Consider the following 23,400-nt stretch of genomic DNA (forward strand, 5'->3'; position numbering starts at 1 on the left):
GTACGATATCAATATCGAATGACAACTCCTCTCGACGCGACCGACACCGTCCGACGCCGGCTATACGAAGCGCTCCGCCGAGACGTCCCGTTCGAGGAGAAGGCGCGCCGCGCGCTCGAACTCGGACGGGAGTTTCTCGACGCCGACAGCGCTCATCTCGCACGGATCGACAGCGACGCGGGTCGTTGGGAGGCGCTCGTCAGTACCGGTTCGCCCGACGGGGGGTTTCCGCCCGACCCGGTGCTCGACCTTGAGACGACCTACTGTCGGCACGCGATCGAATCGGACTCCGAGCTGGCGCTTCACGACGCCCCGGGTCAGGGGTGGGAAGACGACCCCGCCCTCGAAATCCGCGGGCTCCGGTGTTATCACGGAACGCCGCTCGTCGTCGACGGAGAGCCGTTCGGGACCGTCTGCTTCGTCGCTACCGCGCCGAGATCCGAGCCGTTCACCGCCGGTGAGATGCTGGTTGCGGAGCTCATCGCACACTTGCTCGAACGAGAACTCGAACGCGGGGGAGGCCCGCTCAGACGGGCCACCCGAATCGCGGACGTCGGCGGCTGGGAGATCGATCCGGACACGAGGGAGCTGGTGTGGAGCGATCACCTGTCCGACCTGCTGGGGCTCGACGGCGAGGGACCGACGCTCGACGGCGAGGAGGTGACACTCGACGGCGCCCTTGAGAACCGCCACGACGGGGACCGGACCGCCCTCGAAACCGCGATCGAGTCGGCGCTCGAAACGGGGGAGCCGTTCGATACGGACGTCCGCTATCGCCCCTCAGACGGAGAGACGCGCTGGCTCCGCGTGATCGGCGTCCCCGAGACCGAAAACGGGGACGTGGAGTCCCTCCGGGGCGTCGTCCAAGACATCACCGTGCGCAAGGCCCGAGAGGAACGGCTCAGTCGACGGGCAGAGGAGTTCGCGACGCTCTCGACGCGCTGCGAAGAGCGGTATCGAAGGCTGTTCGAAAACGCCCCGGTGATGGCCGTTATCACGACCGTCGAGGACGGGCGGCGAGTCGTTACGGAGTGTAACCAGCGGTTCGCGGACGCGGTCGGATACGACGACGAGGCGATCGTCGGGCGCGAACTGGCGGAGTTCTACGCGCCCGGCTCGAAAGACGTGCTCGAAACCGGCGGCGATCGCGGCTTCGACGAGGCGCAGACGACCCCGCACCGTCGCTTGGTGACCGCCGACGGCGAAGTCGTCGAGACGCACATGCGAGACGTTCCCCACCGCAACGAGTCCGACGGGAGCGTGGAAACGCTCGCGATGTATATCGACATTACGGAGCGAGAGGAGGTCAAGCGGACGAACGAACGTCTCGAAGAGTTCGTGAGCACCGTCTCACACGACCTGCGAAACCCGCTGAGCGTCGCTCGGGGATACCTCACGCTCGCCCGCGAGGAGAACGACAGCCCCGAACTCGCACAGGTGGACCAGGCACACGAACGCATGAACGATCTCATCGTCAATCTCCTCGCGCTCGCCAGGGAGGGGATCGACGTGAGCGGGACCGAGGTCGTGGACCTCCGGGCCCTCTGTCAGGAGTGCTGGAAGCACGTCGACACCCGCGACGCCGTGCTCACGCTCGACGTTAGCGGTGCGGTCAGAGCGTCGGAGCCCCGCCTCAAGCGGCTGCTTGAGAACCTCATTCGAAACGCGATCGAACACGGGGGCGACACCGTGACGGTGCGAGTCGGCGAGTGCCGAAACGGGTTCTACGTCGAGGACACGGGTCCCGGCATTCCCGAGGCGGACCGCGACCGGGTGTTCGACACCAGCTATTCGACGAGCGATGACGGAAACGGCCTCGGACTGAGTATCGTCAAGCAGATCGTCGACGCCCACGGGTGGGAGATCGCGGTCACCGAGGGGGCGGAGGGGGGAGCTCGGTTCGAGATAACCGCCGTCGAGTTTGCGGATCCCCAACCGCAAGAGGGCGAGGAAACGGGGCGTTCCGACTGAGGGCCGCGCTTCGAGTCCCGGACGACCTCGCTCCCGTCTGACATCGACACTCCGATTCACTCACCCAGAGAACTCCGATTCACTCACCCGGACGACCACCGTCTCGTCGACGTCTCGGAGGTCGTACTCGGGCGTCTCCCCCTGCGTCCGGCGCACGTAGAGGGGCTCGACCGGTCGACCGTCGACGAGCCCGAACACCTTCAGGCGCTGGTCGGTCTCCTCCGGCGGGACCGCGCCGTCGCGCACCTCGCGGGCGAGGTCGCGGGAGAGCCACTCGTCGGGCGAGACCGACGGCTCGCGGACGAGCGCCTCGTCGACGAAGCGCACGAGGTACCAGTTGATGTCGTTCAGAAGCGACACCGCCGCGCCGAGGCTCACGGTGTCGACGGCGACGCTGTTCTCGAAGGGCTCCTCGATCTCGTAGGTCGCGAGCGCGTCCCGAGCCGTCTCGCGGGACAGCAGCTCGTAGGTGAGGTTCACGTCCGGATCGCCGAGGAGACACACCCGCGTCACACGCGATCGGACTCGGTCGCTCCACAAATCGGTTGCGGTCGGTGGGGTCGGCTCCGCGGCCCCCTGTCGCCGGCTCAGAACGTCGACACGTCGCCGTCGATGACGCTACGGGTCACGTCGGTGACGTTCGCCAGCTCCTCGTCGACGATGGCGACGACCTCGTCTTCGATGTCGTCGACCTCGATCCCCTCCTCGGTGACCAGCTGCGCGTCGGCGACGTGGGGCTCGTCGATCGGGCGCCCGATCTGCGAGAGCAGGCGGACCTGCAGGTCGCGGATCCCGTCGACCTCTTCGGTGACGGACTCCGCGACTCGGGTCGACAGGAGGTTGTAGATCTTCCCGATGTGGTTGACGGGGTTCTTCCCGGAGGTCGCCTCCATCGACATCGGTCGGTTCGGGGTGATGAGCCCGTTCGCGCGGTTGCCGCGCCCCACGGAGCCGTCGTCGCCCTGCTCGGCAGAGGTGCCGGTGACGGTGAGGTACACCGAGCCCTCGTCGTAGTCGTCCGCGGTGTTGACGTCGACGTGAACCTCGCGGTCAGTGCGCGCCTCGGCCAGCTCGGTGACGAACTCGCGTACGTCGGCGACGGCGTCGTCGTAGTCGTCGAGGTCGTCGACGTACCGGTCGACCATCGCGGCCGCGACGGTGATGTCGATCCGGTCGCCCTCGCGTTTGCCCATGATCTTTACGTCCGGTCCGAGCTCGGGGTGGTCCGAGTGGTAGGTCGTGTTGAGTTCGCGCTCGGCCTCGTAGACGATCGCCTCCGTCTCCGTCAGGGGGGCGTGCCCGACGCCGAAGGAGGTGTCGTTGGCCATCGGGACCTGCTGGGTGTCCTCGCCGAACACGTCTTGGAGGTCGCCCGAGCCCTCGCCGAGCTTCACGTCGACGACCACGTCGGTGCCGTACTCCAGCTCCGGGATCGCCTCGGAGAGGTAGTCGCGGGCGGCCGCGAGCGCGGTCGAGTCGACCGGGAGCTGCTCGCCCTCGTACTCCTTCGTGGCGCGCCCGACGATGAGCACGTAGAGCGGTTCGACGACCTCGCCGCCGCCGTAGGCGGGCGCGGCGCGCCCGGCGACCAGCTGCGTCTCGTCGGTGTTGTAGTGGAGCACCTTCCCGACGCGGTCCAAGTAGAGCTGCGAGAGCGCGCGCGACACCGACTCAGCGATACCGTCGCAGATCGAGTCCGGGTGGCCGACACCCTTCCGCTCGACGATTTCGACCTCCTGGTCCTCGACCGCGCGGCGATCGAGGCGGCTGACCTGAATGTTCCGGTCCATTACCACCCGGTACTTCACCGGCGGCAGTATAACTTGCGGAAACCTCCCGCCACTGGGTAATGTTCTATAGTTATTGTTTGGCAGGTGTTGCCAGTATCTCGTCGCTCCCGACCCTTACTTCGCCGCCTCGTAGGCGTCCGCCATCACGTCGAGCGCCTCGCGAAGCTCGCTCTCGTCCGTCGCGTACGAGATCCGGGCGTGGCCGCGCCCGCCCTCGCCGAACGCCTCGCCGGGAACGACGACCACGCCGCGGTCGAGACACTCGTCGACGAACCCCTCGGGCACCCGCGGCATCGCGTAGAACGCGCCCTGCGGCGTCGGGCAGTCGATCCCGATGTCGTCGAAGCCGTCGAGCAGGAGGTCGCGCCGGCGCTCGAAGGAGGCGGTCATCTCGTCGACGATCCCGCGGTCGCCCCGCAGCGCGGCCTCGGCGGCGTACTGGGCGGGCGCCGACGCGCAGGCCTGCGCGTACTGGTGCACCCGCAGCATGCGGTCGACGCGCTCGGCCGAGCCGTACACCCAGCCGAGCCGCCAGCCCGTCATCGAGAACAGCTTCGAGGCGGAGTTGATCACGACCACGTTGTCGGTCTCGGAGAACTCCATCGGCGAGCGGTGGTCCCCGTCGAAGACGGTGTACTCGTACACCTCGTCGGAGACGCAGAGCACGTCGTGCTCGTCGGCGATCCGCGCGAACTCGCGCACGTCATCCTCGGAGGAGACGGCTCCGGTCGGGTTGCCGGGCGAGTTCACCACGAACGCCTCGGTGTCGTCGGTGATCGCCGCCTCGATCGCGGCGGGGTCGATCGTGAGGTCGTCGCGCAGCGGGACCGGGACCGGCTCCGCGCCCGTCAGCTTGGTCAGCGCGTCGTAGGAGACGAACCCCGGGTCCGGGATCAACACCTCGTCGCCGTCGTCGACGTGCGCCTCTAAGGCGACGTGGAGCGCCTCGCTCCCGCCCGCGGTAGCGATGACGTTACTCGGGTCGAGGTCGATTCCCTGGTCGGTCCGGTGTTTCTCTGCGATCGCCTCGCGCAGCGATCGCGTCCCCTTGTTCTCGGTGTAGGCGTCGGCCTTCCCGGCTTCGATGGCGTCGACCGCCGCCCGTCGCGCGTGGTCCGGCGTCGGGAAGTCGGGCTGGCCGAGCCCGAGGTTGATCGCGTCGTCGCCGGCCGCCTCGAACACCTCGCGGATCCCGCTGATCGAGATCCGCTCGACCCTGTCGGAGAAGTTCGGCATACCCGTTCGGGGGCGCCGCCGGGAGTTAGTTCTTGTCACGTCGCGCCCGCTCCCACACCGGGCGCCGCTCCTCGTTCTGGGGGCGCTGGATCGTCCCGTCTCCGTCGAGCGGGAGCGCGAACCGTCCGCGAAGCACGCTGAGCACCTCTCCCGGCGTCGCGCGAAGCAGCGCGTCGTCGACGGCGCGAAGTCGGAGCTGCGGCCGACCGTCGCCCGCGGGCACCTTGATCGCCTCGATCAGGCCGCGTCGCACGAGGGCGCGACGGTCGTCGGTGAGGTCCTGTCCCGCGGCGATCCCGACCCCTTCGCTACCCGCCCCGCTCTCGGTGCTCTCGTCGCCGATCCACCGCCGCAGGTCCCACAGCAGGTGGTCGTGCCGGGCCGCCAGCGCGACCAGGAGCGTCCGGTCGGTGACTTCGCCGGTCCGGCCGACCGCGCCGTACGGGAGGGCGTCGAGCGCCGCCGCCACGTCGTCCGCGAACCGGTCGTCGAGCGTCTCGCGGGCGGCCGCGACCAGACGGCTTCGCGCGGGCATGTCGACCGACGCGGGCGTCGCCGCCGCGAACCGCCGGCGCACCGCCCGGACCGCGGGCGCGACGCGTTCCGCCGTTTCCTCACCGACGAGCGTCCGGCTCCCCTCCGGGCCGGCGACCGCGTCGACGCGGTCCGACGACGCGAACAGGATCCGTCCGGGACCGATCTCCGGACGGGGGCGGACGAGATCGGTCCCGGTCCGAAGTTCGATCGCCCCCTCCGCGACCGCCTCGGCGACCGCGGTACCGAGGACGAACGCCTGACCGAGCGCCTCGGCGACGCCCGGCCGACAGGCGAGGCGCCACGTGCCGTCCGTCGTGCGGTCCCTCGCGGCGAGTACCGGCGGGAGAAGCGCCAGCGGGACGCCGACGGCGACGACCTCGGACCGGCCGGCGAGCGCCGATTCGATCGCCTGGACGAGCCCGTCGTCGGCTTCGTCGAGCGCGACGGCGACCGGTGAGGGGTCGTCTCCGAGGCCGTCGCCCTCGCTGGGGCGGTCGCCGTCAACTGAGTCGTCGCCGGTCGTCGGCGAAGCCATACGCTCCGTAGCCGGCGGAATCGGAAAGAACGTTGCGCCGCTCGGGCTACGGCGCCCGGCCGAACACCAGGTACCCGGTGTGGCCGACGCCCGCGGTAGAGGGGCGGGAACCGCGGTCTGAGAAGTCCATCTCGCGCTGGATCGTTTCGAGCGTCTCGACGCCTTCAAAGCCGGCCTCGCGGGCGGCGAGGGCGGCCTCGCGGGTCCCCTCGACGAACGGGGAGTACACGGCGAGACATCCGCCGGAGACCAGGAGGTCGTCCGCGCGCTCGACGACCGCCGGGGCGTCGCCAGTGTCGAGTGTTAACACGTCAAAGGAGTCCTCGTCGGCGAGCGCGTCCAGCTCCTCGGTGAGGTCGCCGGTTCGGACCTCGACGCGGTCCGTCACGCCGGCGGTCGCCATGTTCCCGCGAGCGACCTCGGCGAAGTCGGCGTCGATCTCGTAGGTGGTCACGTCGGCGCCGGCGCGGCCGAGGTACGCCGCGAGGATCCCCGTCCCCGTCCCGGCGTCGAGCACGCGGTCGCCGCCCGACGCGCCCGTGTGGCCCATCACGAGCCCCACGTCTCGGGGCATCATCGGCGCGCCGGTGCGTTCGAGGTGGTTGAACAGGTCCGGACCGCGGAGCTCGCGGACCTCGAAGACGGTGCCGAGGTGGGTCTCCACGGTGTCGCCGCCCTCGACGTCTTCGGGGACCTCGAGCACGCCGAGGTCGGTGCCGAACTCCTCGCCCGGCTCCAGCAGGTACTCCCGGTCCTCGTGGACCAGCAGGTACGCGGCGTCGGTCACGCCGGATCAGTCACTCCAGCTCCGCGATGGCAGCCGCGAGGTCGCCGTCGACGTTCTCCAAGGCTTCGCGGGCCGCCGACTGCGGGACGCCCGCGCGCTCGGCGACGAGCGCCACGTCCTCGTCCGGGATGGCGTCGGTCACGCCCGCGTCGCGTTCCGTCGCGTCGACCGACCCGTCGCCGCCCTCGACCGCAGAGGGGCTCCCGCCGGCGCCGGCGTCGGCGACCGCGTCGGGCGAGCCGACGATCTGGTAGGTCTCCTGGCCCTGGGCGTCCATCTTGGTCACGTCGGCGCCGTCGAAGACGAGGTCGTCGCCGTCGGCCGTCTCGATGACGACCCGCTCGGCGTCGATCTCCTCGACGTCGATCCCCATCTGTTTCATCATCTGTTTCATCTTTCGCGGGTTCATGCCGCCTCCTCCGAACATACGCCCGAATTCGGCGGGACGACACAAAAAGGGTGGCGACACGGGCCGACGGCGCCGCTCGGGGTCGCTAGGAGTTCCCCTCCCGGCGAACGCGTCCGAGAAAGCGGGTTTCATACGTCCCCGAACCCGAGGTCGGGTATGTATCTCGCCGACCACACGTGGCCGGAGCTCGGGGAGGCGCTCGGAGACGAGTCCGTCGCGCTCGTTCCGCTCGGCTCCACCGAACAGCACGGCCCGCACCTGCCGCTGGCGACCGACCACCTGATCGCCGAGGCGCTCGCGACCGCGGCCGCCGAGGAGACGGGCGCCGTCCGCACCCCGACGGTCACCGTCGGCGTCAGTCCCCACCACCGGCAGTTTCCTGGAACGATGTGGGTCGACCCGCCGGAGTTCCGCGACTACGTCGAGTCGTTCACGCGGAACCTCGCGTACCACGGGATCGACCGCGTCGTGTTCGTGAACGCCCACGGCGGCAACGTCCAGCACCTCCGTGAGGTCGGGCGCCGACTCCACGAGGACGAGACGGCGTACGCCATCGAGTGGATGTGGGACGAGTCGATCCCGGAGCTCGTCGACGACCTGTTCGAGCACAACGGCCCCCACGCGGGACCGAAGGAGACCGCGATGATCACCCACATCGCACCGGAGCTGGTCGACGCGGACCGGCTGGAAGACGCCCGCGACGAGGGGCTCGTCCACCTCGACGAGTCGGACGCGGTGGTCCACGGCGCCCGGACGTTCTACGACTCGATCGACAACTCCGCGAACGGGGCGTTCGGCGACCCGACCGACGTGACCGAGGAGAAGGCGGCGCGGCTGTTCGAGGCCGCGAGCGACCAGCTCGTCCAACTGGTCGAGTGGCTCGGCGCCCGCGACCGCGCGGAGCTGTTGCCGAAGGATCGCGTGGAGTAGCCCTTTTAAACGTCGTCGACACCGTCGCGTCCGCGGAGAACCGGATCGAGCGCGGCATCGGCTTCCTCCCGGCGCCCGTCGAGCACGGCGAACCGCTCGCCGCGCCGGCGCTCCAGCCAGCGCAGCAGCCGCGCGGCCCAGTCGAGCTTCCGCGCCTTCATCGCATCCACGTCCGGGTCGTCGAAGTCCCAGCCGGGGAAGACGAGGCGCCCGGCGCCGACGTGGTCCGCGAGGAAGGCGGCGCGGTCGCCGTCGGTGAACCCGCCGAGGTTCCGGACCGGTCCGACCGGGGCTGCCTGCGTCGTCGCGAGCGTCGCGTCGTCCGCGAACCGCGGGAGCCACTCGCGGACCGCGGGAATGTTGTCGCCGTGGGCGTGGGCCGCGACCGGAACACCTTCGCGTGTGAGTTCCGCCGCAGTCTCGGGGTTCTTGTCGAGGTCGGTCACCATGCAGTCGACTGTGACCCCCCGATCGCGGAGCGCGTCGGCGGCGGTGGAGGCGGCGACGACGACGTCGGCGTCGCGGGCGACGTCGACCTCGTCGGCGAGGCGGGGGGCGGCGCCCGCGATCGCCACCGTCCGGCCGCGCCAGTCGTCGAGCCGACCGAGGGGGAAGGGGGTCGCGATATCGGCGGCGACGTCGCGGGCGCGCTCGTCGGCCGCTCGGTCGAAGCCGAAGTCCGCGAGGATCGCCTCGTAGACGGGTTCGAAGGTCTCGAAGTTCATTTCGGATCACTCGCCGCCGGCGCGCCGGTACAGCGGCTCGACCGCGGCGCCGGACGGCGCCGCCGCTGGCGGAGCGGAATATGGTATGGGCCGGAGTAGCACTGAGTACCCCTACCCGCGTGCCCCTCCGGCGTCCACTGGACGGGTTGTCTACACGACGGCATAAACTTTCTCTTACTTGGAGGTGCCGTCGATCGTTTCCAACACGGCGTCGAGAGCGCCTGAAACGCTCGAAGCAGACGATCGAACTTCGGAGAGCGCGGCCGGCGTCCCGACGAGGAGCCCGGCTCCCCCGCCGGCGCCGGTGCGGTCGGATGCCCCCCCGTCGGTGGCTGAGGGCGAGGCCGTCACCTCGTGGGAGGCGGAGCCGGCGAGCGCGAACGCCGCGCCGACGCCGAGGTCGGCGGTCGCCGCCCGGAGCGCGCCGACGGCCTCGTCGGTGAGCCCGCCGAGCTCGTAGGTGCGGACGACGGCGTCGCCGGCGACTTCGGGGTCGGCGGCGAGCCGGTCGAGGTGGCGTTCGGCCTCCCGGACGGTCGTCACGTCGAGCTCCTCGACGGCGATATCACCGGCCTCGGCGTCCGATCGGACCCGATTGCGAGCGAACTCGGCCCCCACGAGGGCGGCGTCTCGCGTCTCGGCCACGTCGTGGGTGCGGATCACGTGTGCGCCGCGCTCGACCGCCATCGAAGTGGCCGCCAGCGACACCGGGAGGGCCTCCTCGGTGCTCCGTCCCGCGATCGTCTTGAGGAAGCTCTTGCGGTTGATCGAGACGAGGAGGGGGCGACCGTATCCCCGGAACTCCCGCAGGCGGCGGAACGTCTCGCGGTCGTCGGCGTGTGTCTTCTCGACCGACCAGCCGCCGAACGCGGGGTCCAGGATCGTCTTGTCGGTGAGGCCGTTCCGCGAGAGCGCCTCGTAGATGTCGTCGACGTCCTCGATCGCCCCCGGTCGATCCAGGTCAGGCGGCGAGGCCATCTTCGAGACCGCGGCGTCGTGCTCGCGGCAGACGCGTGGCATCTCGGGGTCGGCGAAGCCGCAGATGTCGTTGACCATGTCGAAGCCGCGCGCGAGCGCCTCGTCGGCGACCTCGTGGTAGCGGGTCTCGATCGACCAGACGGCGTCGCCCGAGGTCGATTCGAGGGTCTCGACCGCGGTGTCGAGCCGCGCTAACTCCTGGTCGGCAGAGAGCACCTCTAAGTCCTTGTTGGCCGATTCGAGCCCCACGTCGACGATGTCGGCGCCCTCGCCGATCAGTTCCTCGTCGACGTACTTGGCGGCCTCGCCGGGGTCGTCGTACACGCTCGGGTCGTACGGCGACTCCGCGGAGACGTTGAGCACGCCCATGATCCGGGGCGGGTGGTCGTCGCCGATCCCGAGCCCCGCGGCGTCCACGTTTCGCATACGCTCACCACGGGCGCGAGCGACATAAACGGGACGAGTGCGCGGAGCGGAGCGACCGGCGCGGGCGAGGCCGCCGATAGATCGACCGGGCGGAGTCGACCGGCGACGGGCCGTCGATCGGCCTCCGCTCGCGACGTGACGTGTCAGTGTGAGCCACGACGGCAGCCGTCGGGCACGCGTTAATACCGTCCAGCACGGACTCGAAGTATGGACACGAAAACGGAAGACCGCCTGATCGGACTCGCGTTGGCCGCCCTCGTCGCGACGATAGGGGGCGAACTACTCGGGAGTCAACTTCTCGTCACGGTCGGCGTGGCCGGGTTCGCCGCCGCGCTGTTAGCGCTGTTCGCGGTCATGAGCGTCGTGCTCACAGCGGGCGTCGCTCGATCGCTGAACGCCCCCGAACCGACGGTTACCGACGGGGCCCGATAACCGGGGTCACAGATCGAACGCCAGCGAGTCCCCGACCTCGACGCCGCGTCGGTCGGTCCACTCGTAGGGGACTTCGAGCACGTACTGCCCCGAGCCGTCGTACCCCTGCTCGCTCCCGTCCTCGTTCGGACCCGGTTCCGGGGCGTTGTGGATCCGGGTGATCGTCCGGTCGCCATCGACGTAGACGATGTCGATCCCGAAGTCCATCTCACGCATGACGAACCGCAGCGTATCACGTGGTGCCGAGTACGTGAACAGCATCCCGGCGTTTTCGGGGAGCGAACTCGCGTCACTCAGTCCAAGATATCGCTTGTCGCCCGTATCCGCGATCGCGGCTCGCACCATCCCTCGGACCTCGTCGTCGGGGCTCCGAACCGTGACGGTGGTCGACTCGTAGTCGGCGTAGGTCCCGGATGGCCAGTCGGTCGGGAGGTCGTCGGTGGCGATGTCGGTTTCGCCGCCGCCATCGCCGTCGCCCCCGTCGCCCCCGTCGCCCCCGTCGTCAGCCATGGGAGCGCCTCCGCCACAGCCCGCGATCCCGCCGGTCGACGCCGCGCTCACCGCCGCGAGGACTTCCCGTCGTCGCATTGGCGGGGATACGGACCGGACCCGTATATGCCTCGCGAACGGGGCGTTCGTCCCCGGAAGGACGCGTTTTTATCCGCGCCTCGCGTGGGATCGGACATGGCGAAAGTGAGCGTCGGCCTCCGCGGATGGCGGTTCGACGAGGAGGAGATATTCACCGACGACGAGGAGCTGAAGCCCCTCGACGAGATCCCCGAGGAGCCCCGAGAGCGTCTCGTCAGGCTCGTCGGCCTCGTCGAGGAGCCCTGTGACGTCTGCTACCTCGAACACGGCGAAGACGAGATCCACCGCTGTAACCAGGCGGAGATCGTCTACGGCGAGCCGAAGGGAGAGGTGCTGCTCTGTCCCGAACACGAGCGGGACCTGCTCTACTGGTTCCGCGAGGAAGGCGGCAGCGAGCACGCCGGCACCCTGGAGTTCGCCGACCGCTTCCACGAGTGGGTCGCCGCGGGCAACGAGGCCCCGGAGGGGTACGGCTCGGTCGAGCACGTCGACGAGGACCCCGACGGGCTCCCGGACCTGCCGGACCAGCAGGACATCCAGGAGCGCGTCGAGCAGGACTTCGACGGCGACCGGATCGACATCCTCGAACTCGCCGGCGAGAGCAACGACGAGGGGGACGAACTGGACGAGGACGACCTCGGCGACGTCGACCTCTCGACCGACTACCCGTCGAACCGATGAGCGGCGGGGAGGAGGACGCGACCGTTGACGACGGCGTGAGCGCTGAAGGCGACGAGCGCGGTCGACCGACCAGCCGCAAGCCGGTCGTGGTCGTCGTCGAGCCGGAGACGCCCGGTAACATCGGCACCATCGCCCGAGCGATGAAGAACTTCGGTCTCACCGACCTCAAACTGGTCGATCCGCCGGAGCTGAAAGAGGACGGCGAGGCGTACGGCTTCGCGGGACACGCCCGCGAGGACGTGCTCCCGAACGCCGACGAGGTGACCTTCGACGAGGTCGTCGCGAACTACCACACCGTCGGCACCACCGCGATCACCGGCGAGGACGACCGGAGCCACGAGCGGTACCCCTTCAAGACGCCCGTCGAACTGCGTGAGTCGCTGAAGACCGTGGACGCGCCGACCGCCATCGTCTTCGGCCGAGAGGGGCGCGGGCTCAACAACGAGGAGCTCTCGCGGCTCGACGAGGTGTGCTCGATCCCGGCCGACGACGACTACCCCGTCCTGAACCTCGGGCAGGCCGCCACGGTCCTGCTGTACGAGCTCCGCGATCTGACCGTCGACGAGACGCAACTGCCCGACACCGAGGTCACTCGCGCCCCCGAGGCGGACGTGGAGCGCTTCCACGACTACTTCGGCGAGTTCCTCGAAGCCACCGGCCAGCGCGAACACCACCGCGCGAAGAACGAGCTGTTGATGCGCCGGCTGCTCGGACGCGCGCACCCGACCGAACGGGAGATCCACTCGCTGCTCGGGACGCTTCGCAAAGCCAACACGAAGCTGGAGCACGCCGATCACCTCGCGGCGAAGTACGACGAGCCCGTCTACCCGAGCGAGTGACCGTGGACGGCGCTTCCCCCGACGGCAACTCCCCCGACGGAACCCCCTTCGACAGCGACGTCTGGGCCGGCGTCAGAGACGTGTCGCCGCTGCTGCTCGGGATCGCCCCGTTCGCGCTCGTCGCGGGGATCGCCGCCGTCAACGCCGGACTCGGACTCGCCGAGGCGGTCGGGATGTCGGTGATCGTGTTCGCGGGCGCCTCCCAGCTCGCCGCGATCGAACTGATCGGAGCGAACGCACCGCTCGCGGTCGTGATCGGCACCGCGGTCGTGATCAACGTCCGGATGGTGATGTACTCGGCCTCCATCGCGCCGCATTTCGCCGACTACGGCCGCAAGCTTCGGGCGGGCCTCGCGTACGTGCTGACCGATCAGGCGTACGCGCTCTCGGTCGCGGAGTTCGAGGCGAACCCTGAGCGGAGCCGGTGGCGCTACTACGTCGGCGCGGCCGCGGCGCTGTGGGTCGTCTGGCAGGTCGGGACGGTCGTCGGCGTCGTGGTCGGCGCCGGCGTCCCCGACGCGTGGGGACTCACCTTCGCGGTCCCGCTCGTGTTCCTCGCGCTCCTCGTCCCCGCGATGAAGGACCGACCGACCACCGCCGCTGGCGTCGGCGGCGGCGCCATTGCGGTCGCGGCCGCCGGGCTCCCTCTGAACCTCGGACTGCTTGTCGGGGCCGTCTCCGGAATCGTCGTCGGCCTGCTAACGGAGGTGTTCGGCGAGTGACGGGCGGGTCCGCGCTTCCCTTCGGCGGCTCGCTCGGGGTCTGGCTCGCCATCGTCCTCATCGGTCTCGCGACGTACGGGTTCCGGCTCTCCTTCATCTACCTGTTCGGGCGGATCGACGAGGTGCCACCCCGGATCAAGCGCCCGCTCCGATACGTGCCGCCGGCGGTGCTCGCGGCGCTCGTGCTCCCCGACCTGGTGACGATCCGCCCCTCGGTCGCCGCCACGCTCGTCGACGAGCGGCTGATCGCGGGCGCCGTCGCTGGCGTGATCGCGTGGCGCACGGAGAACGTGATGGCGACTATCGGGGCCGGAATGGCCACGCTGTGGCTGTTCCGGTTCGTCGTGTTCGCCTGACTACGCCGACCGTTCGCCCCCTCCCGGCACCCCCGACTCACGCGATCCGGTCGCCGTACCGGCGAGCGAGCAGGAACGCGGTTATCGCACAGACCGCGGCGAACGGGACCGCCGTGTCGACGCCGACGAGCGCGCGGGCCGCCGGTACCGCGTAGGAGAGCGCGGCGGCGAAAAGCAGGGCGTACCCGAACGCGGCGACCCCGAGCAGAGGCGGTCGAGTCCGCGGGACGGCCCAGAGACGCGCCCACGCCGCGATTCCCGCCGCGGCACCGGCGACGAGCCCGACCGGGAGCCCGACGATCGCGGAGAACGCGACCCGGGCCGCGAGGAGTTCGGTGAGGAGCGCGGCGACGGCGAGGAACGTGGTGAGCGCGACGCCGAGGGTCGCGACGGGACGGGCGTTCATGCCGACGCCAACGCCGCCTGCGGGCTTAAAAGAGCAGGCGGTCGCTCGCGAGGTGACGAGGTGAGCGCGCCGGCGGCGGCTTCACTTCGGAGGCGAGCCTTAGGAGACGAACTTCAGCAGGTCGTCGCGGTTGTGCTCGTGGAACCGGGTTCGGAGACACTCCTCTAGGGCCTCGATATCGCCGCGCTTCGCGCAGATCGGGGCGATCCGGTCGGACCACTGCTGCCACGGCGGGTAGAGCCCGAGCCGGTCGCAGATCTCGTCGAGCCGCTCGTCGAGGTCGTCGATCTTGTCGGTCTTGTTGACCGCGACGATGGGCTCGACGCCGACGTCCTCCAGGAAGCCGAACATCTCCACGTCGTGCGGGATGTTCCCGCGCTCGGCGTGGCGGTCGATGATGTCGACGGCGGCCTTCCCGTCCATCACGACGACGCCCGCCAGGATCGAGTCGGCGTTCTCCTCCAGGTAGCGGACGATGTTCGTCTTGATCGCCTCGCGGTGCTCCTCTTCGACGCCGGACATGAACCCGAATCCGGGCAGGTCCGTGAACATGAAGCTCTCGCTGGCCCAGTCGAAGTGGTTCGGCTGGCGGGTCACGCCCGGCTTGCCGCCGGTCGAGAAGTCGTGCCCCGTCAGCTCGCGCATCAGCGTGGACTTGCCGACGTTCGAGCGCCCCACGAGGACGACCTCGGCGTCGCGGTCCGGCCGGTCTTCGAACATACCCGTACGTGGGCGGTTGAACGGTTTAAAAGGCGCGTCGCGGGCGCGTCGCGTGCTTCCTCAGTATCAGTACGCGAGGTCGTCGCCGCCGACCGCGTCCGCGTCGCCGCCCGTCGCACCCGCCTCGACCCGGTCGTTCACGCTCGCGAACGCGGAGCCGAACATCCGGAACACCGCGACCTGCCCGTAGAACTGGACGAAGGGGACGAGCAGGAGGCCGATGAACGTCACCGCCAGCACCGCCGTGATGATCCACGTGATCACCGCCACGACGATCGGCATCAGCACCGCGACGAGGTACTCGGTGCTGAACAGCGCCGGCTTCAGCAGGTCGAGGTCGAACGCGGCGCCCATCTCGCCGCGGGCCGCGTACGCCGACAGCGCGGCGGGAACGGCGTAGTAGATGAGGAACAGCACGGGGATAAACGCCAGCGCGAGCAGTATCCCGACCACGCCGATGAGCGCGCCGGCGTCGCCGCCGATCGCGCCGCTCGTTCCGCCGACGATCGCGACGATGACGCCGTACACGACCAACGGAATCACCGTGTACGCGATGGTGATCACCGAGCCGATGACCCCCTTCATCAGGAGGTCGCCCCACTCGTCGAACTCCGGCGGGACGTCTTCGCCGGCGATCGTCTGTTCGAGCACGCGGACGAGGTACCCGACGATGACGAACGCCGGGAGGAGGAATACCGAGAGGAAACCCAGTACCCCCCCGATGATGATCCGTCCGATCCAGTCGTCCCGAACCGGGTACGAGAGTCCGTCTTCGAGCATAGGTGATTTCACACACATCTGATATATAAACACACCGGTAGATCAGCGGGATCGCGAGACTCAAGCGGGATGAGTGGGGTACGCGAGGGAGACGTGCGCGAGACGCGACGGTGTCGGGATCGGTTTCGTGGGCTACTTGTCGCCGCGAGCCCTGTGTCGACCATGGAGAAACAGGCCGTCCGCGAGGCCGTCTGGGACGCCTTCGACGCCGGCGACCAGGCCCGGTTCCCGTTCCCGCCCCACGACCGGATCCCGAACTTCGCGGGCGCCGCCGACGCGTGCGATCGGCTGACGGAGACCGACGCGTGGGCGTCGGCGGCGACGCTGAAGTGTAACCCCGACGCGCCGCAGCTCCCCGTGCGACGCGCCGCGCTTCGGGCGGGGAAAACGGTGTACGTCGCACAGCCGCGGCTCCGCGACGCCGACCCCTTCCTCCGGCTCGATCCGGACGACATCGCTCCGGAAGAGTTCGACGACGCCACCACCGTCTCGGGTATCTCCGAGTACGGCGTTCCGACCGCGCCGGAGGACGTGTCCCACGTCGACCTCGTGGTCGCCGGCTCGGTGGGCGTCACGACCGACGGCGCCCGGATCGGAAAGGGCGAGGGGTACAGCGATCTGGAGTGGGGCGTGCTCAGCGAACTCGGCGCTGTCAACGACGACGCGACCGTCGTGGCGACCACGGTCCACGAGCTATCGGTCCTCGACGGTCCGGAGTCGCCGATCGCCGACGCCGCCGATCTCCCGGCACCCGACGCGCACGACGTGCCGCTCGACTTGGTAGTGACTCCCGAGCGAACGATTCGAACCGGGACCCCGTACGCGCGCCCGACGGGGATCGACTGGGACGCGCTCGGCGAGGACAAACTGGACGCGATTCCGGTACTGGCCGAGCGCGCGCCGGGGAGGGAGTGAGAGCGCCGATCGGCGCCCGGTCGGCCGATACGACTCGGTCGTCGATACGACTCGTCGCCGATACTGCTCAGTCCGCCCGCGGCGCCGGCGCCGACCGCTCCGTCCGATGGTCGGCGACGTGACCGCACTCCGGACAGACGATGGTGCGCTCGTCGCCGTCGCTGACGACGAGCCACCCGTCCGAGACGGGGTTCTCGAAACTGCACTCCGCACAGAACAGGACCGACTTCCCGCGGAAGGATCGGGAGCTGCTGGCGTCTGCGTTCATACCTCAACTCAGTATCCGGAGGTATAAGGGTCTTTTTCGACCTGATCGTTCGGTATGATCCGCGTTCTCACACACATTACATTCAAAAATCCGCGTAGAATAGATCGAACGTTTCGGGAAATCGCAACTTAGTGATCGGTGACACCCTCCATAGCGGCGGTTTCGGACGCGCCTAACGCGCGAGCGGCATGTTGTAGCTCGTCTCCTCCTCCATCACCAGCTCCCAGGTCGCCTCGCACTCGCAGGACACCTGCTCGAAGACGCTCGGGTCCTGTCGCTTGTCGAAGTCCTTGATCGCGGTCTGGACGCGGTCGTCGCACTCGCCGCAGTTGTGCGCGCCGCGGTCGGAGCCGTGCCCGACCGGGTCGGAGACGACGATGGCGTCGACGTCGGCGGTCGCTTCGAGGACGTGCGCGACCGACCAGAGCCACGGCGGCCGGTACCCGCCCTCGAAGAACAGCTCGTCGACCATCGTGTAGCGCTGGACGTTCGTCGGGTTCATCGAGACGGTGTGACAGCCGTCCACGTCGGCGCACCGGCGGATCGAGTCGATCATGTCGGCGGCGGCCTCGGGCTCGGCGAGGAAGGGCGGCTTCATCAGGAGGTACGCCTTGATCCCCACGTCGGCCGCGAACTCGTCGTCGGCCGCGGCCGCCTCCGCGCAGGCGTCCTCGAAGTCGGCGAAGTCGAAGTACTTGTTGACGCAGTCGTGACGGACGCGGTCGGTCGCGGTCTCCAGCCCGACCGCCACGTCGGTCGCGATGCCGTGGTCCGCGAAGTCGCCGATCTTTGCCCGGCTCACGAAGTCGGGTAGCGACTCGACGACGATGCGGTCCCGGTCCGCGAACGTCTCGGCGATGGCCCGCCGGGTCTCCGCGGGGACCTCGCGCTCGTCGAGGAACGAGCCCGAGGTGTAGATCTTGATCAGCTCGGCGGGGGCGTCGGCCTCCTCGCGCTCGTGGTCGAGGCACACCTCGATCTGGTTCATGAGGGCCTCGTGGCTCACGCTGCCGCCTTCGACCGACTCCGCGACGTAGCCGCACATCGTGCAGCCGCCGGCGCGGGCCCACCGGCAGCCGCCGGTGTTGAGGATGATCGTGAGGGAGTTCACGACCCCGTCCGGGGTGTTGTCCTCGTCGATCCACACGCGGGTCGGCTGGGTCGGGTCGTACGTCTCCGAGCGCTCGGCGCGGATGTCGCGCATCACGGCGTTGTGCGCGTCCATCCCGCGCCCCTGCTCGTACGCGTCGGGGCTCGGCTTGCTCATTATCGAAAGAAGCGGGCGAGCGCGTAAAGCCGTGTCGTCATCGCGAGCGATCGCGGGACGCGCCGATCAGACCAACCGCCGCGGCCGCGTCGACCGCGGCGAGAGCGCCCGCCCCGATCACCGCCCCGACCGCGTTGACGGCGGCGTCGCGCCAGGCGAACGACCGCCACGGGATCGGCGCCTGCACGAGTTCGATCCCGAACCCGACGGCGACCGCCGCGCCGGCGGCGACGAAGAGCCCGCCCCGCCCCCGACCGATCGCGCGCCCCGCGAGGAGCGTCAGGACCGCGTAGCCGAGGAGGTGGAACGGGTCCGTGAGCCCGATGTCGAGCGGGAGCGCTCCGACGCCGCTCCCCACTGGGGGCGCCGATCCGGGCACGGGAACGACCGACGACAGCAGGAGGAGAGCCGCGAACGCGCCGGTGACGAGCCAAGGGCCGCGGCCGGCCGAGTCGCCCCCCGCTTCGGCCTCGTCGCGTCCGTCCTGGTCGCGTTCGGCCTCGTCGCGTCCGTCCTGGTCGCGTTCGGCCTCGTCGCGTCCGTCCCGGTCGCGTTCGGCCTCGCCGCGCCCGTCGTCTGGAGGGCAACTCACGCGGTCCGCTAGGACTCGGATCGGGTTAAGTCCCGGTATCGACGGTCCCGACCGCGCTACCGCGGCGAAATCGCCGGACTCGGCCACTCCCCGGGGGATCGCGACCGGCCGAGGTCGGACGGCTCCGAGTAACTCATTCCGGTTACTATCTCGAATTAACACCTAACACGACACGGCCCTAATATAATGGTAGAACATTACATGACTGAAATGGGCGGCTACAGAGACCGAGTTGCACAGATCGATCTCGGGGACGGGGCGGTCGACTACCGCGGGATCGACGACGAGGACGCGAAGAAGTACATCGGCGCGCGCGGACTCGGCGTGAAGTACGTCTTCGACGCCGGCCCGGACGTCGACCCGCTGGGGCCGGACAACCGGCTCGCGATCATGACCGGGCCCCTCACCGGGACCCAGACCGTGATGAGCGGTCGGATCGCGCTGGTGACGAAGTCCCCGCTGACGGGGACCGTCACCGACTCGCACCATGGCGGCTGGTCCGGTGCGCGGCTCAAGTGGGCCGGGCTCGACGGGATCCTGCTCGACGGCGCGAGCGACGAGCCCGTCTACCTGTTCGTCGAGGACGGCGATGTCGAGGTACGCGACGCCTCTCACCTCTGGGGACAGGGCGTCCACGATACGATCGACGCCCTCGGCGAGGAGGTCGACGGGAAGGTCGGTCGCGACGTCTCCGTGATGGCGATCGGGCAGGGCGGCGAGAACGAGGTGCGCTACGGCTGCGTCATCAACGAGGACGACCGCGCCTCGGGCCGCGGCGGCACCGGCGCCGTGATGGGCTCGAAGAACGTGAAGGCGGTCGTCGTGAAGAGCGGCACCGACATGCCGAAACCCGCCGACCCCGAGACGTTCCAGGAGGGGTACCAGCAGGCGATGGAGGTCATCCGGGAGTCCGACGTGACCGCGCCCAACGAGGGCGGCCTCTCGATGTACGGCACCAACGTCCTGATGAACGCGACGGAGGAGATGGACGGCCTCCCGACGAAGAACGCGAAGTACACCTCGACGGAGGCGTACAACGAGACGGAGGGCGTGGACATCGAGGCAGAGCGCGTCTCGGGCGAGAACGTCCGCGAGAACATCCTCGTCGACGAGCCGACGTGCCACTCCTGTCCGGTGGCGTGTAAGAAGGAGGTCGAGGTCGACGTTACGCACAAGGGCGAGGACATGAACGTCCGCACGGAGTCGTACGAGTACGAGTCCGCGTGGGCGCTCGGCCCGAACTCGGGCCACTCCGACCGCGACGAGATCGCGCTCATGCTGGAGCGCTGTAACGACCTCGGCATCGACACCATCGAGGCCGGCAACATGATGGCGATGGCGATGGAGATGAGCGAGGAGGAGAAGCTCGACGGCGTCGGTCACCTCGACTGGGGCGACTCCGAGACGATGATCGACCTGCTCGACGAGATCGGGCACCGCTCCTCGGACCTCGGTGACCTCCTCGCAGAGGGCCCCGAGCGCGTCGCCGACGCGAAGGACGCGCACGGCAACAAGCTCTCCGTCAAGGGCCAGACGATGGCCGCCTACGACCCGCGCTGCATGAAGGGCATGGGGATCGCGTACGCGACCTCCAACCGCGGCGCCTGCCACCTGCGCGGCTACACGCCGGCCGCCGAGATCCTCGGCATTCCGGAGAAGGTCGATCCGTACGAGTGGGAGGGCAAAGGAGAGCTCACCGCCACCTTCCAGGACTTACACGCCGTCTCCGACTCCTTCGACATCTGCAAGTTCAGCGCGTTCGCGGAGGGGATCGAGGAGTACGTGCTCCAATACAACGGAATGACCGGCCGCGACGTCTCGGAGGACGAGCTGTTCGAGGCGGGCGAGCGCGTCTACAACCTCGAACGCTACTACAACAACCTCGTCGGCTTCGACGGGGCGGACGACACTCTGCCGAACCGGTTCGTCGAGGGGCACCCGGACGCCATCCCCGGCACGGGCGCCAGCGAGGGTCAGCTCTGCGAACTCGACGAGATGAAGGCTGAGTACTACGAGACCCGCGACTGGGTCGACGGCGTCGTCCCCGACGAGAAGCTCGACGAACTCGGGATCGAGGTCGGGCCGGGTACCGGCGTCTCCGCCGGCGACTCCGCGGCCCCCGCCGACGACTGATCGCGGTCGCCGCCGCGGCCGCGGCGCGCGGGTCCAGTCCCCCGTTCGCGTTTATTTTTACGTCTCCCGCGCCGGTAGCGTCGCGCATGGGACACGACCCGCTCTCCCCCTCCGAGGCCCTCCGAACGCCGGTCGGGGCGGTGCTCGCCGCCGTCTCGGTCCTCGCGTTCGTCTACTCGCTCGTGATCGTCGCGCAAGTCCTCCTCGGCGTCGTCGTCGGGGTCGCGCTGCCGGCCGGCCTGTACCTCAGTTACCGGGCGTTCGCCGCGCTCGACGCGATCGCAGACGCCGCCCAGCGCATCGCGACGGTCCGGGAGCGCGAGGCCGAAGAGGCGTCGCGGTTCGGGTCCGCGGCGGAACGCGACTCGCAATCGTCGCGGTCGTCGGACCGGCTCGCGGAGCGCGAGCGATAGGTGGGCCCCGAACCCGATCCGCCCGCCGCTTCCGCTTCCCGCCTTAGAACTCGAAGCCGACGGCGTCGCGGTCGGGCCGGATCGGGCTCGTCGGGTACGGCGGCGACGCCTCGGGGTCGTTGAACGGCCGCGGAGCCACGTCGTTCGGCCCCTCGGGGTAGAAGAGCGCGGCCAGCGTCTGGATCGCGGTCCGCCCGCTGGCGAGCTCGAACTGGCCGCCGCCGTACAGCTCGATCCCGCGCTCCTCGCAGTACGCTATCGCCTCGAACAGCGATTCGAGCGTGCCGAACCGAGAGGGTTTGACGTTACACCACCCCGGCTCGACCGGGAGCGCCTTCAGGCTCTCGACGCCGTCGATCGGGTAATCGAAGGAGAGCCGGTCGGCCTGCGGCTCGACGAGCGGGCGCGTCTCGGTCGTGAACGCGGCGTCCTCCACGACCGCGGCCGGGAACGCGGCGAACACGTCGCGGTACAGCTCGGGGTCGGCCTCGACGTCGACGTCGGTGCCCTCGTACCAGCCCTTCAGGTCGAGGATCCGGACCGCCTCGGTCTCTCTGAGGGTCTCGAACGCCTCCTCCGGCCAGTCGGGCGTCGGGTCGAGCTTGAACTCCAGCTCGTCGTCGAGCGCGAGCAGCTCCTCGACGCGGTCGGTCGTCGGCGGCTCGCCCAGCCGCGTCGAGACGACGAACCGGACCGGGTCGGGCTCGATCCCGAGGCACTCGCCGAGCGACTCCCCGCGCTGACGGAGCGCCAGATCGAGCGCGGCGCTCTCGACCGCCCACCGGCGGTAGTTCCGGAAGTACGCCTGCTCGGGCTCCTTGTGCGCGAATAGGTCGATCTCGTCGAGGCGCGCCGACAGCCCGTCGATCGTCCACTCGCCCTCGATGTCGATCGGGTCGGTCCCGACGAGCGCGTCGTGGTCGGCGGTCTCGTAGGTCACGTCCTCGCCGCGCCCGACGACGCCGTCGCCGGCGAGCCGGAACTCCGTGGTCGTTCGCTCGAACCCGCTCGTGGTCTCGCCGGTGTACCGGCGACGCTCGACCGACTCGATCGTCACCGAGAGGTCCGCGATCCGCTCGTACGCGCTCATAACACCCCCCACGGTCCGCGGGAACTTAAACGGGTGACGCAGCCGGAAGGATCACAGTTCGGTGTCGTCGCGGGATCAGGCGCCGTCGCCGGATCGGAGACGAAGGCGGAGCGTAGCGATCCGGGTCGAGAGCGCCCAGAACAGCGGTATCACGGTGAGCGCGACGGCCCCGGCCGCCGCGACCTGCAGCACGGTCGTCGTGAACCAGGGCTCGGCGTCGGGGTAGGGGATCGACGTGTGGGTCACCTCGCCGATCACGGGAACGAAGTAGTCCATCAGCAGGTCGACCGTGTACCACGCGGTCGCGACCGCGACCGCCTTCAGCGGGAAGTCGGTGATCCGGTGGAGGACGAACGCCTGCACGACCATCCCGAGGTGGCTCACGAAGAGGAACGCGTACATCGCGGGGCCCGAGTTCGCGAGGAACGCCGGGGAGAAGGCGACGAGCACGTACGGCGTCCAGAGCCCGAGCTTGACGTTCCCGAAGAAGGCGAGGGCCGCAAGCGTGTCGCTCGACCGCCCGAGCCCCCACGCCGCGAGCGCGAGCGCGATCAACAGGGTCGCGCCGGGGCTGTCGGGGATGAACGCCCACATCTCGACCGGGAGCTCGCGGAACTGAAACCGGTAGTACCAGAAGCCGAACGCGGTGCCGAGGAGGTTGATGGCGACGATCACCCAGACAAACCGAAAGGCCACGTCCTCCAGCGCCTTCGGGAGCGGGGCGAGCCACCGCGGCAGCGACTCGCGGTCCGGCGGGTCGCGGCCGAGCGCGCCGACGATGTCCATACGGTCGGCTCGGACCGCCCGGTCAAAGCCGTGGCGGTCGCGGAACGGTGGTGGCGCGTCGGGCGCGGGAACCGGGACGAAAAGGGCT

27 protein-coding genes are annotated in these 23,400 nt (G+C 69.5%); 10 read left to right on the forward strand and 17 right to left on the reverse strand.

The window, feature by feature from the left end; all coding sequences use genetic code 11:
* Positions 1 to 18: 18 nt before the first annotated feature.
* Entirely contained in the window at positions 19 to 1,971 is a 1,953-nt protein-coding gene (locus C471_RS00545; protein ID WP_004045802.1) for a sensor histidine kinase, read from the forward strand.
* 60 nt (positions 1,972 to 2,031) lie between these two features.
* Here C471_RS00545 and C471_RS00550 read toward each other — a convergent pair whose 3' ends face one another.
* From C471_RS00550 to C471_RS00575, 6 genes are all read right to left on the reverse strand, one after another.
* Positions 2,032 to 2,484 (reverse strand): DUF5804 family protein, encoded by a 453-nt coding sequence (locus C471_RS00550; protein WP_004045803.1) that lies wholly within the window; start codon positions 2,482 to 2,484, stop codon positions 2,032 to 2,034.
* A gap of 74 nt (positions 2,485 to 2,558) precedes the next feature.
* A complete protein-coding gene (locus C471_RS00555; protein ID WP_004045804.1) occupies positions 2,559 to 3,761 on the reverse strand; it encodes a methionine adenosyltransferase in 1,203 nt (400 codons plus the stop codon).
* Positions 3,762 to 3,875: 114 nt separating this feature from the next.
* On the reverse strand, positions 3,876 to 4,997 hold the full coding sequence (locus tag C471_RS00560; RefSeq protein ID WP_004045805.1) for a pyridoxal phosphate-dependent aminotransferase: 1,122 nt from the start codon (positions 4,995 to 4,997) through the stop codon (positions 3,876 to 3,878).
* Positions 4,998 to 5,022: 25 nt separating this feature from the next.
* Positions 5,023 to 6,069 carry a transcriptional regulator TbsP domain-containing protein gene (locus tag C471_RS00565; protein ID WP_004045806.1) on the reverse strand — a complete coding sequence of 349 codons (1,047 nt, stop codon included), beginning with the start codon at positions 6,067 to 6,069 and terminating at the stop codon, positions 5,023 to 5,025.
* 46 nt (positions 6,070 to 6,115) lie between these two features.
* The gene (locus C471_RS00570) at positions 6,116 to 6,856 is read right to left on the reverse strand and encodes a methyltransferase domain-containing protein (protein WP_004045807.1); all 741 of its coding nucleotides are present in this window, start codon (positions 6,854 to 6,856) and stop codon (positions 6,116 to 6,118) included.
* Positions 6,857 to 6,866: 10 nt separating this feature from the next.
* A complete protein-coding gene (locus tag C471_RS00575; protein ID WP_049908893.1) occupies positions 6,867 to 7,283 on the reverse strand; it encodes a nascent polypeptide-associated complex protein in 417 nt (138 codons plus the stop codon).
* 138 nt (positions 7,284 to 7,421) lie between these two features.
* Between C471_RS00575 and C471_RS00580 the strand changes: the two genes are divergently transcribed.
* On the forward strand, positions 7,422 to 8,195 hold the full coding sequence (locus tag C471_RS00580; protein WP_004045809.1) for a creatininase family protein: 774 nt from the start codon (positions 7,422 to 7,424) through the stop codon (positions 8,193 to 8,195).
* Positions 8,196 to 8,200: 5 nt separating this feature from the next.
* Here C471_RS00580 and C471_RS00585 read toward each other — a convergent pair whose 3' ends face one another.
* Positions 8,201 to 8,920: a 6-hydroxymethylpterin diphosphokinase MptE-like protein gene (locus C471_RS00585; RefSeq protein WP_004045810.1), complete on the reverse strand. Its 720-nt coding sequence runs from the start codon at positions 8,918 to 8,920 to the stop codon at positions 8,201 to 8,203.
* Positions 8,921 to 9,094: 174 nt separating this feature from the next.
* Positions 9,095 to 10,324, reverse strand: coding sequence for a dihydropteroate synthase (gene folP / locus C471_RS00590; protein ID WP_004045811.1), 1,230 nt, complete (start codon positions 10,322 to 10,324; stop codon positions 9,095 to 9,097).
* Between the two features lie 207 nt (positions 10,325 to 10,531).
* On the opposite strand from folP, the gene C471_RS00595 reads away from it, so the two are divergent.
* Positions 10,532 to 10,756, forward strand: a complete 225-nt coding sequence (locus tag C471_RS00595) for a hypothetical protein (protein WP_004045812.1) — start codon at positions 10,532 to 10,534, stop codon at positions 10,754 to 10,756.
* 6 nt (positions 10,757 to 10,762) lie between these two features.
* Here the strand turns inward: C471_RS00595 and C471_RS00600 are convergent, their stop codons facing one another.
* Complete coding sequence (locus C471_RS00600) at positions 10,763 to 11,344, reverse strand: DUF192 domain-containing protein (protein ID WP_004045813.1); 582 nt, start codon at positions 11,342 to 11,344, stop codon at positions 10,763 to 10,765.
* Between the two features lie 96 nt (positions 11,345 to 11,440).
* Here C471_RS00600 and C471_RS00605 point away from each other — a divergent pair, with 96 nt between their 5' ends.
* The 4 genes from C471_RS00605 to C471_RS00620 are packed head-to-tail and all read left to right on the forward strand — an operon-like array spanning position 11,441 to position 13,942.
* Positions 11,441 to 12,025 (forward strand): hypothetical protein, encoded by a 585-nt coding sequence (locus C471_RS00605; RefSeq protein WP_004045814.1) that lies wholly within the window; start codon positions 11,441 to 11,443, stop codon positions 12,023 to 12,025.
* Positions 12,022 to 12,864, forward strand: coding sequence for an RNA methyltransferase (locus C471_RS00610; RefSeq protein ID WP_004045815.1), 843 nt, complete (start codon positions 12,022 to 12,024; stop codon positions 12,862 to 12,864). The genes C471_RS00605 and C471_RS00610 overlap by 4 nt, the downstream gene beginning before the upstream one ends.
* Entirely contained in the window at positions 12,861 to 13,586 is a 726-nt protein-coding gene (locus C471_RS00615; protein WP_004045816.1) for an AzlC family ABC transporter permease, read from the forward strand. Before C471_RS00610 ends, C471_RS00615 begins: the two co-directional genes overlap by 4 nt.
* On the forward strand, positions 13,583 to 13,942 hold the full coding sequence (locus C471_RS00620) for an AzlD domain-containing protein (protein ID WP_004045817.1): 360 nt from the start codon (positions 13,583 to 13,585) through the stop codon (positions 13,940 to 13,942). The genes C471_RS00615 and C471_RS00620 overlap by 4 nt, the downstream gene beginning before the upstream one ends.
* Positions 13,943 to 13,979: 37 nt before the next feature.
* Here C471_RS00620 and C471_RS00625 read toward each other — a convergent pair whose 3' ends face one another.
* The 3 genes from C471_RS00625 to C471_RS00635 form a co-directional block, all read right to left on the reverse strand.
* Positions 13,980 to 14,348 carry a hypothetical protein gene (locus C471_RS00625; protein ID WP_004045818.1) on the reverse strand — a complete coding sequence of 123 codons (369 nt, stop codon included), beginning with the start codon at positions 14,346 to 14,348 and terminating at the stop codon, positions 13,980 to 13,982.
* A gap of 99 nt (positions 14,349 to 14,447) precedes the next feature.
* Entirely contained in the window at positions 14,448 to 15,068 is a 621-nt protein-coding gene (engB, locus tag C471_RS00630) for a GTP-binding protein EngB (RefSeq protein ID WP_004045819.1), read from the reverse strand.
* A gap of 66 nt (positions 15,069 to 15,134) precedes the next feature.
* The gene (locus C471_RS00635) at positions 15,135 to 15,848 is read right to left on the reverse strand and encodes a DUF4013 domain-containing protein (RefSeq protein ID WP_004045820.1); all 714 of its coding nucleotides are present in this window, start codon (positions 15,846 to 15,848) and stop codon (positions 15,135 to 15,137) included.
* A 162-nt stretch (positions 15,849 to 16,010) separates the two neighbouring features.
* Here C471_RS00635 and C471_RS00640 point away from each other — a divergent pair, with 162 nt between their 5' ends.
* A complete protein-coding gene (locus tag C471_RS00640) occupies positions 16,011 to 16,763 on the forward strand; it encodes a 5-formyltetrahydrofolate cyclo-ligase (RefSeq protein WP_004045821.1) in 753 nt (250 codons plus the stop codon).
* Between the two features lie 67 nt (positions 16,764 to 16,830).
* On the opposite strand, the gene C471_RS00645 is transcribed toward C471_RS00640, so the two are convergent.
* The 3 genes from C471_RS00645 to C471_RS00655 form a co-directional block, all read right to left on the reverse strand.
* Positions 16,831 to 17,031: a hypothetical protein gene (locus C471_RS00645; RefSeq protein ID WP_004045822.1), complete on the reverse strand. Its 201-nt coding sequence runs from the start codon at positions 17,029 to 17,031 to the stop codon at positions 16,831 to 16,833.
* A gap of 172 nt (positions 17,032 to 17,203) precedes the next feature.
* Positions 17,204 to 18,298, reverse strand: a complete 1,095-nt coding sequence (locus C471_RS00650) for an archaeosine biosynthesis radical SAM protein RaSEA (protein ID WP_004045823.1) — start codon at positions 18,296 to 18,298, stop codon at positions 17,204 to 17,206.
* A gap of 37 nt (positions 18,299 to 18,335) precedes the next feature.
* Positions 18,336 to 18,890, reverse strand: a complete 555-nt coding sequence (locus C471_RS00655; protein WP_004045824.1) for a hypothetical protein — start codon at positions 18,888 to 18,890, stop codon at positions 18,336 to 18,338.
* Between the two features lie 201 nt (positions 18,891 to 19,091).
* Between C471_RS00655 and C471_RS00660 the strand changes: the two genes are divergently transcribed.
* Both C471_RS00660 and C471_RS00665 read left to right on the forward strand, forming a co-directional pair.
* Positions 19,092 to 21,023 carry an aldehyde ferredoxin oxidoreductase family protein gene (locus tag C471_RS00660; protein ID WP_004045825.1) on the forward strand — a complete coding sequence of 644 codons (1,932 nt, stop codon included), beginning with the start codon at positions 19,092 to 19,094 and terminating at the stop codon, positions 21,021 to 21,023.
* Between the two features lie 86 nt (positions 21,024 to 21,109).
* Positions 21,110 to 21,436 (forward strand): hypothetical protein, encoded by a 327-nt coding sequence (locus C471_RS00665; RefSeq protein WP_004045826.1) that lies wholly within the window; start codon positions 21,110 to 21,112, stop codon positions 21,434 to 21,436.
* A 43-nt stretch (positions 21,437 to 21,479) separates the two neighbouring features.
* Here the strand turns inward: C471_RS00665 and C471_RS00670 are convergent, their stop codons facing one another.
* Positions 21,480 to 22,526 carry a hypothetical protein gene (locus C471_RS00670; protein WP_004045827.1) on the reverse strand — a complete coding sequence of 349 codons (1,047 nt, stop codon included), beginning with the start codon at positions 22,524 to 22,526 and terminating at the stop codon, positions 21,480 to 21,482.
* 75 nt (positions 22,527 to 22,601) lie between these two features.
* Positions 22,602 to 23,312, reverse strand: coding sequence for a DUF1405 domain-containing protein (locus C471_RS00675; protein WP_004045828.1), 711 nt, complete (start codon positions 23,310 to 23,312; stop codon positions 22,602 to 22,604).
* Positions 23,313 to 23,400: the final 88 nt, after the last annotated feature.

This window comes from Halorubrum saccharovorum DSM 1137 (assembly GCF_000337915.1).
Classification (GTDB): Archaea; Halobacteriota; Halobacteria; order Halobacteriales; family Haloferacaceae; genus Halorubrum; species Halorubrum saccharovorum.

What these genes read in the sequence shown, in the direction of transcription:
- C471_RS00625 (WP_004045818.1), bottom strand. Translation starts at nt 14,348, where the DNA reads ATGAACGCCCGTCCCGTCGCGACCCTCGGCGTCGCGCTCACCACGTTC.
- C471_RS00605 (WP_004045814.1), top strand. Translation starts at nt 11,441, where the DNA reads ATGGCGAAAGTGAGCGTCGGCCTCCGCGGATGGCGGTTCGACGAGGAG.
- C471_RS00670 (WP_004045827.1), bottom strand. Translation starts at nt 22,526, where the DNA reads ATGAGCGCGTACGAGCGGATCGCGGACCTCTCGGTGACGATCGAGTCG.
- C471_RS00660 (WP_004045825.1), top strand. Translation starts at nt 19,092, where the DNA reads ATGACTGAAATGGGCGGCTACAGAGACCGAGTTGCACAGATCGATCTC.
- C471_RS00585 (WP_004045810.1), bottom strand. Translation starts at nt 8,920, where the DNA reads ATGAACTTCGAGACCTTCGAACCCGTCTACGAGGCGATCCTCGCGGAC.
- C471_RS00580 (WP_004045809.1), top strand. Translation starts at nt 7,422, where the DNA reads ATGTATCTCGCCGACCACACGTGGCCGGAGCTCGGGGAGGCGCTCGGA.
- C471_RS00555 (WP_004045804.1), bottom strand. Translation starts at nt 3,761, where the DNA reads ATGGACCGGAACATTCAGGTCAGCCGCCTCGATCGCCGCGCGGTCGAG.
- folP (WP_004045811.1), bottom strand. Translation starts at nt 10,324, where the DNA reads ATGCGAAACGTGGACGCCGCGGGGCTCGGGATCGGCGACGACCACCCG.
- C471_RS00610 (WP_004045815.1), top strand. Translation starts at nt 12,022, where the DNA reads ATGAGCGGCGGGGAGGAGGACGCGACCGTTGACGACGGCGTGAGCGCT.
- C471_RS00650 (WP_004045823.1), bottom strand. Translation starts at nt 18,298, where the DNA reads ATGAGCAAGCCGAGCCCCGACGCGTACGAGCAGGGGCGCGGGATGGAC.
- C471_RS00545 (WP_004045802.1), top strand. Translation starts at nt 19, where the DNA reads ATGACAACTCCTCTCGACGCGACCGACACCGTCCGACGCCGGCTATAC.
- C471_RS00640 (WP_004045821.1), top strand. Translation starts at nt 16,011, where the DNA reads ATGGAGAAACAGGCCGTCCGCGAGGCCGTCTGGGACGCCTTCGACGCC.
- C471_RS00560 (WP_004045805.1), bottom strand. Translation starts at nt 4,997, where the DNA reads ATGCCGAACTTCTCCGACAGGGTCGAGCGGATCTCGATCAGCGGGATC.
- engB (WP_004045819.1), bottom strand. Translation starts at nt 15,068, where the DNA reads ATGTTCGAAGACCGGCCGGACCGCGACGCCGAGGTCGTCCTCGTGGGG.
- C471_RS00675 (WP_004045828.1), bottom strand. Translation starts at nt 23,312, where the DNA reads ATGGACATCGTCGGCGCGCTCGGCCGCGACCCGCCGGACCGCGAGTCG.
- C471_RS00595 (WP_004045812.1), top strand. Translation starts at nt 10,532, where the DNA reads ATGGACACGAAAACGGAAGACCGCCTGATCGGACTCGCGTTGGCCGCC.
- C471_RS00575 (WP_049908893.1), bottom strand. Translation starts at nt 7,283, where the DNA reads ATGTTCGGAGGAGGCGGCATGAACCCGCGAAAGATGAAACAGATGATG.
- C471_RS00665 (WP_004045826.1), top strand. Translation starts at nt 21,110, where the DNA reads ATGGGACACGACCCGCTCTCCCCCTCCGAGGCCCTCCGAACGCCGGTC.
- C471_RS00645 (WP_004045822.1), bottom strand. Translation starts at nt 17,031, where the DNA reads ATGAACGCAGACGCCAGCAGCTCCCGATCCTTCCGCGGGAAGTCGGTC.
- C471_RS00565 (WP_004045806.1), bottom strand. Translation starts at nt 6,069, where the DNA reads ATGGCTTCGCCGACGACCGGCGACGACTCAGTTGACGGCGACCGCCCC.
- C471_RS00600 (WP_004045813.1), bottom strand. Translation starts at nt 11,344, where the DNA reads ATGCGACGACGGGAAGTCCTCGCGGCGGTGAGCGCGGCGTCGACCGGC.
- C471_RS00635 (WP_004045820.1), bottom strand. Translation starts at nt 15,848, where the DNA reads ATGCTCGAAGACGGACTCTCGTACCCGGTTCGGGACGACTGGATCGGA.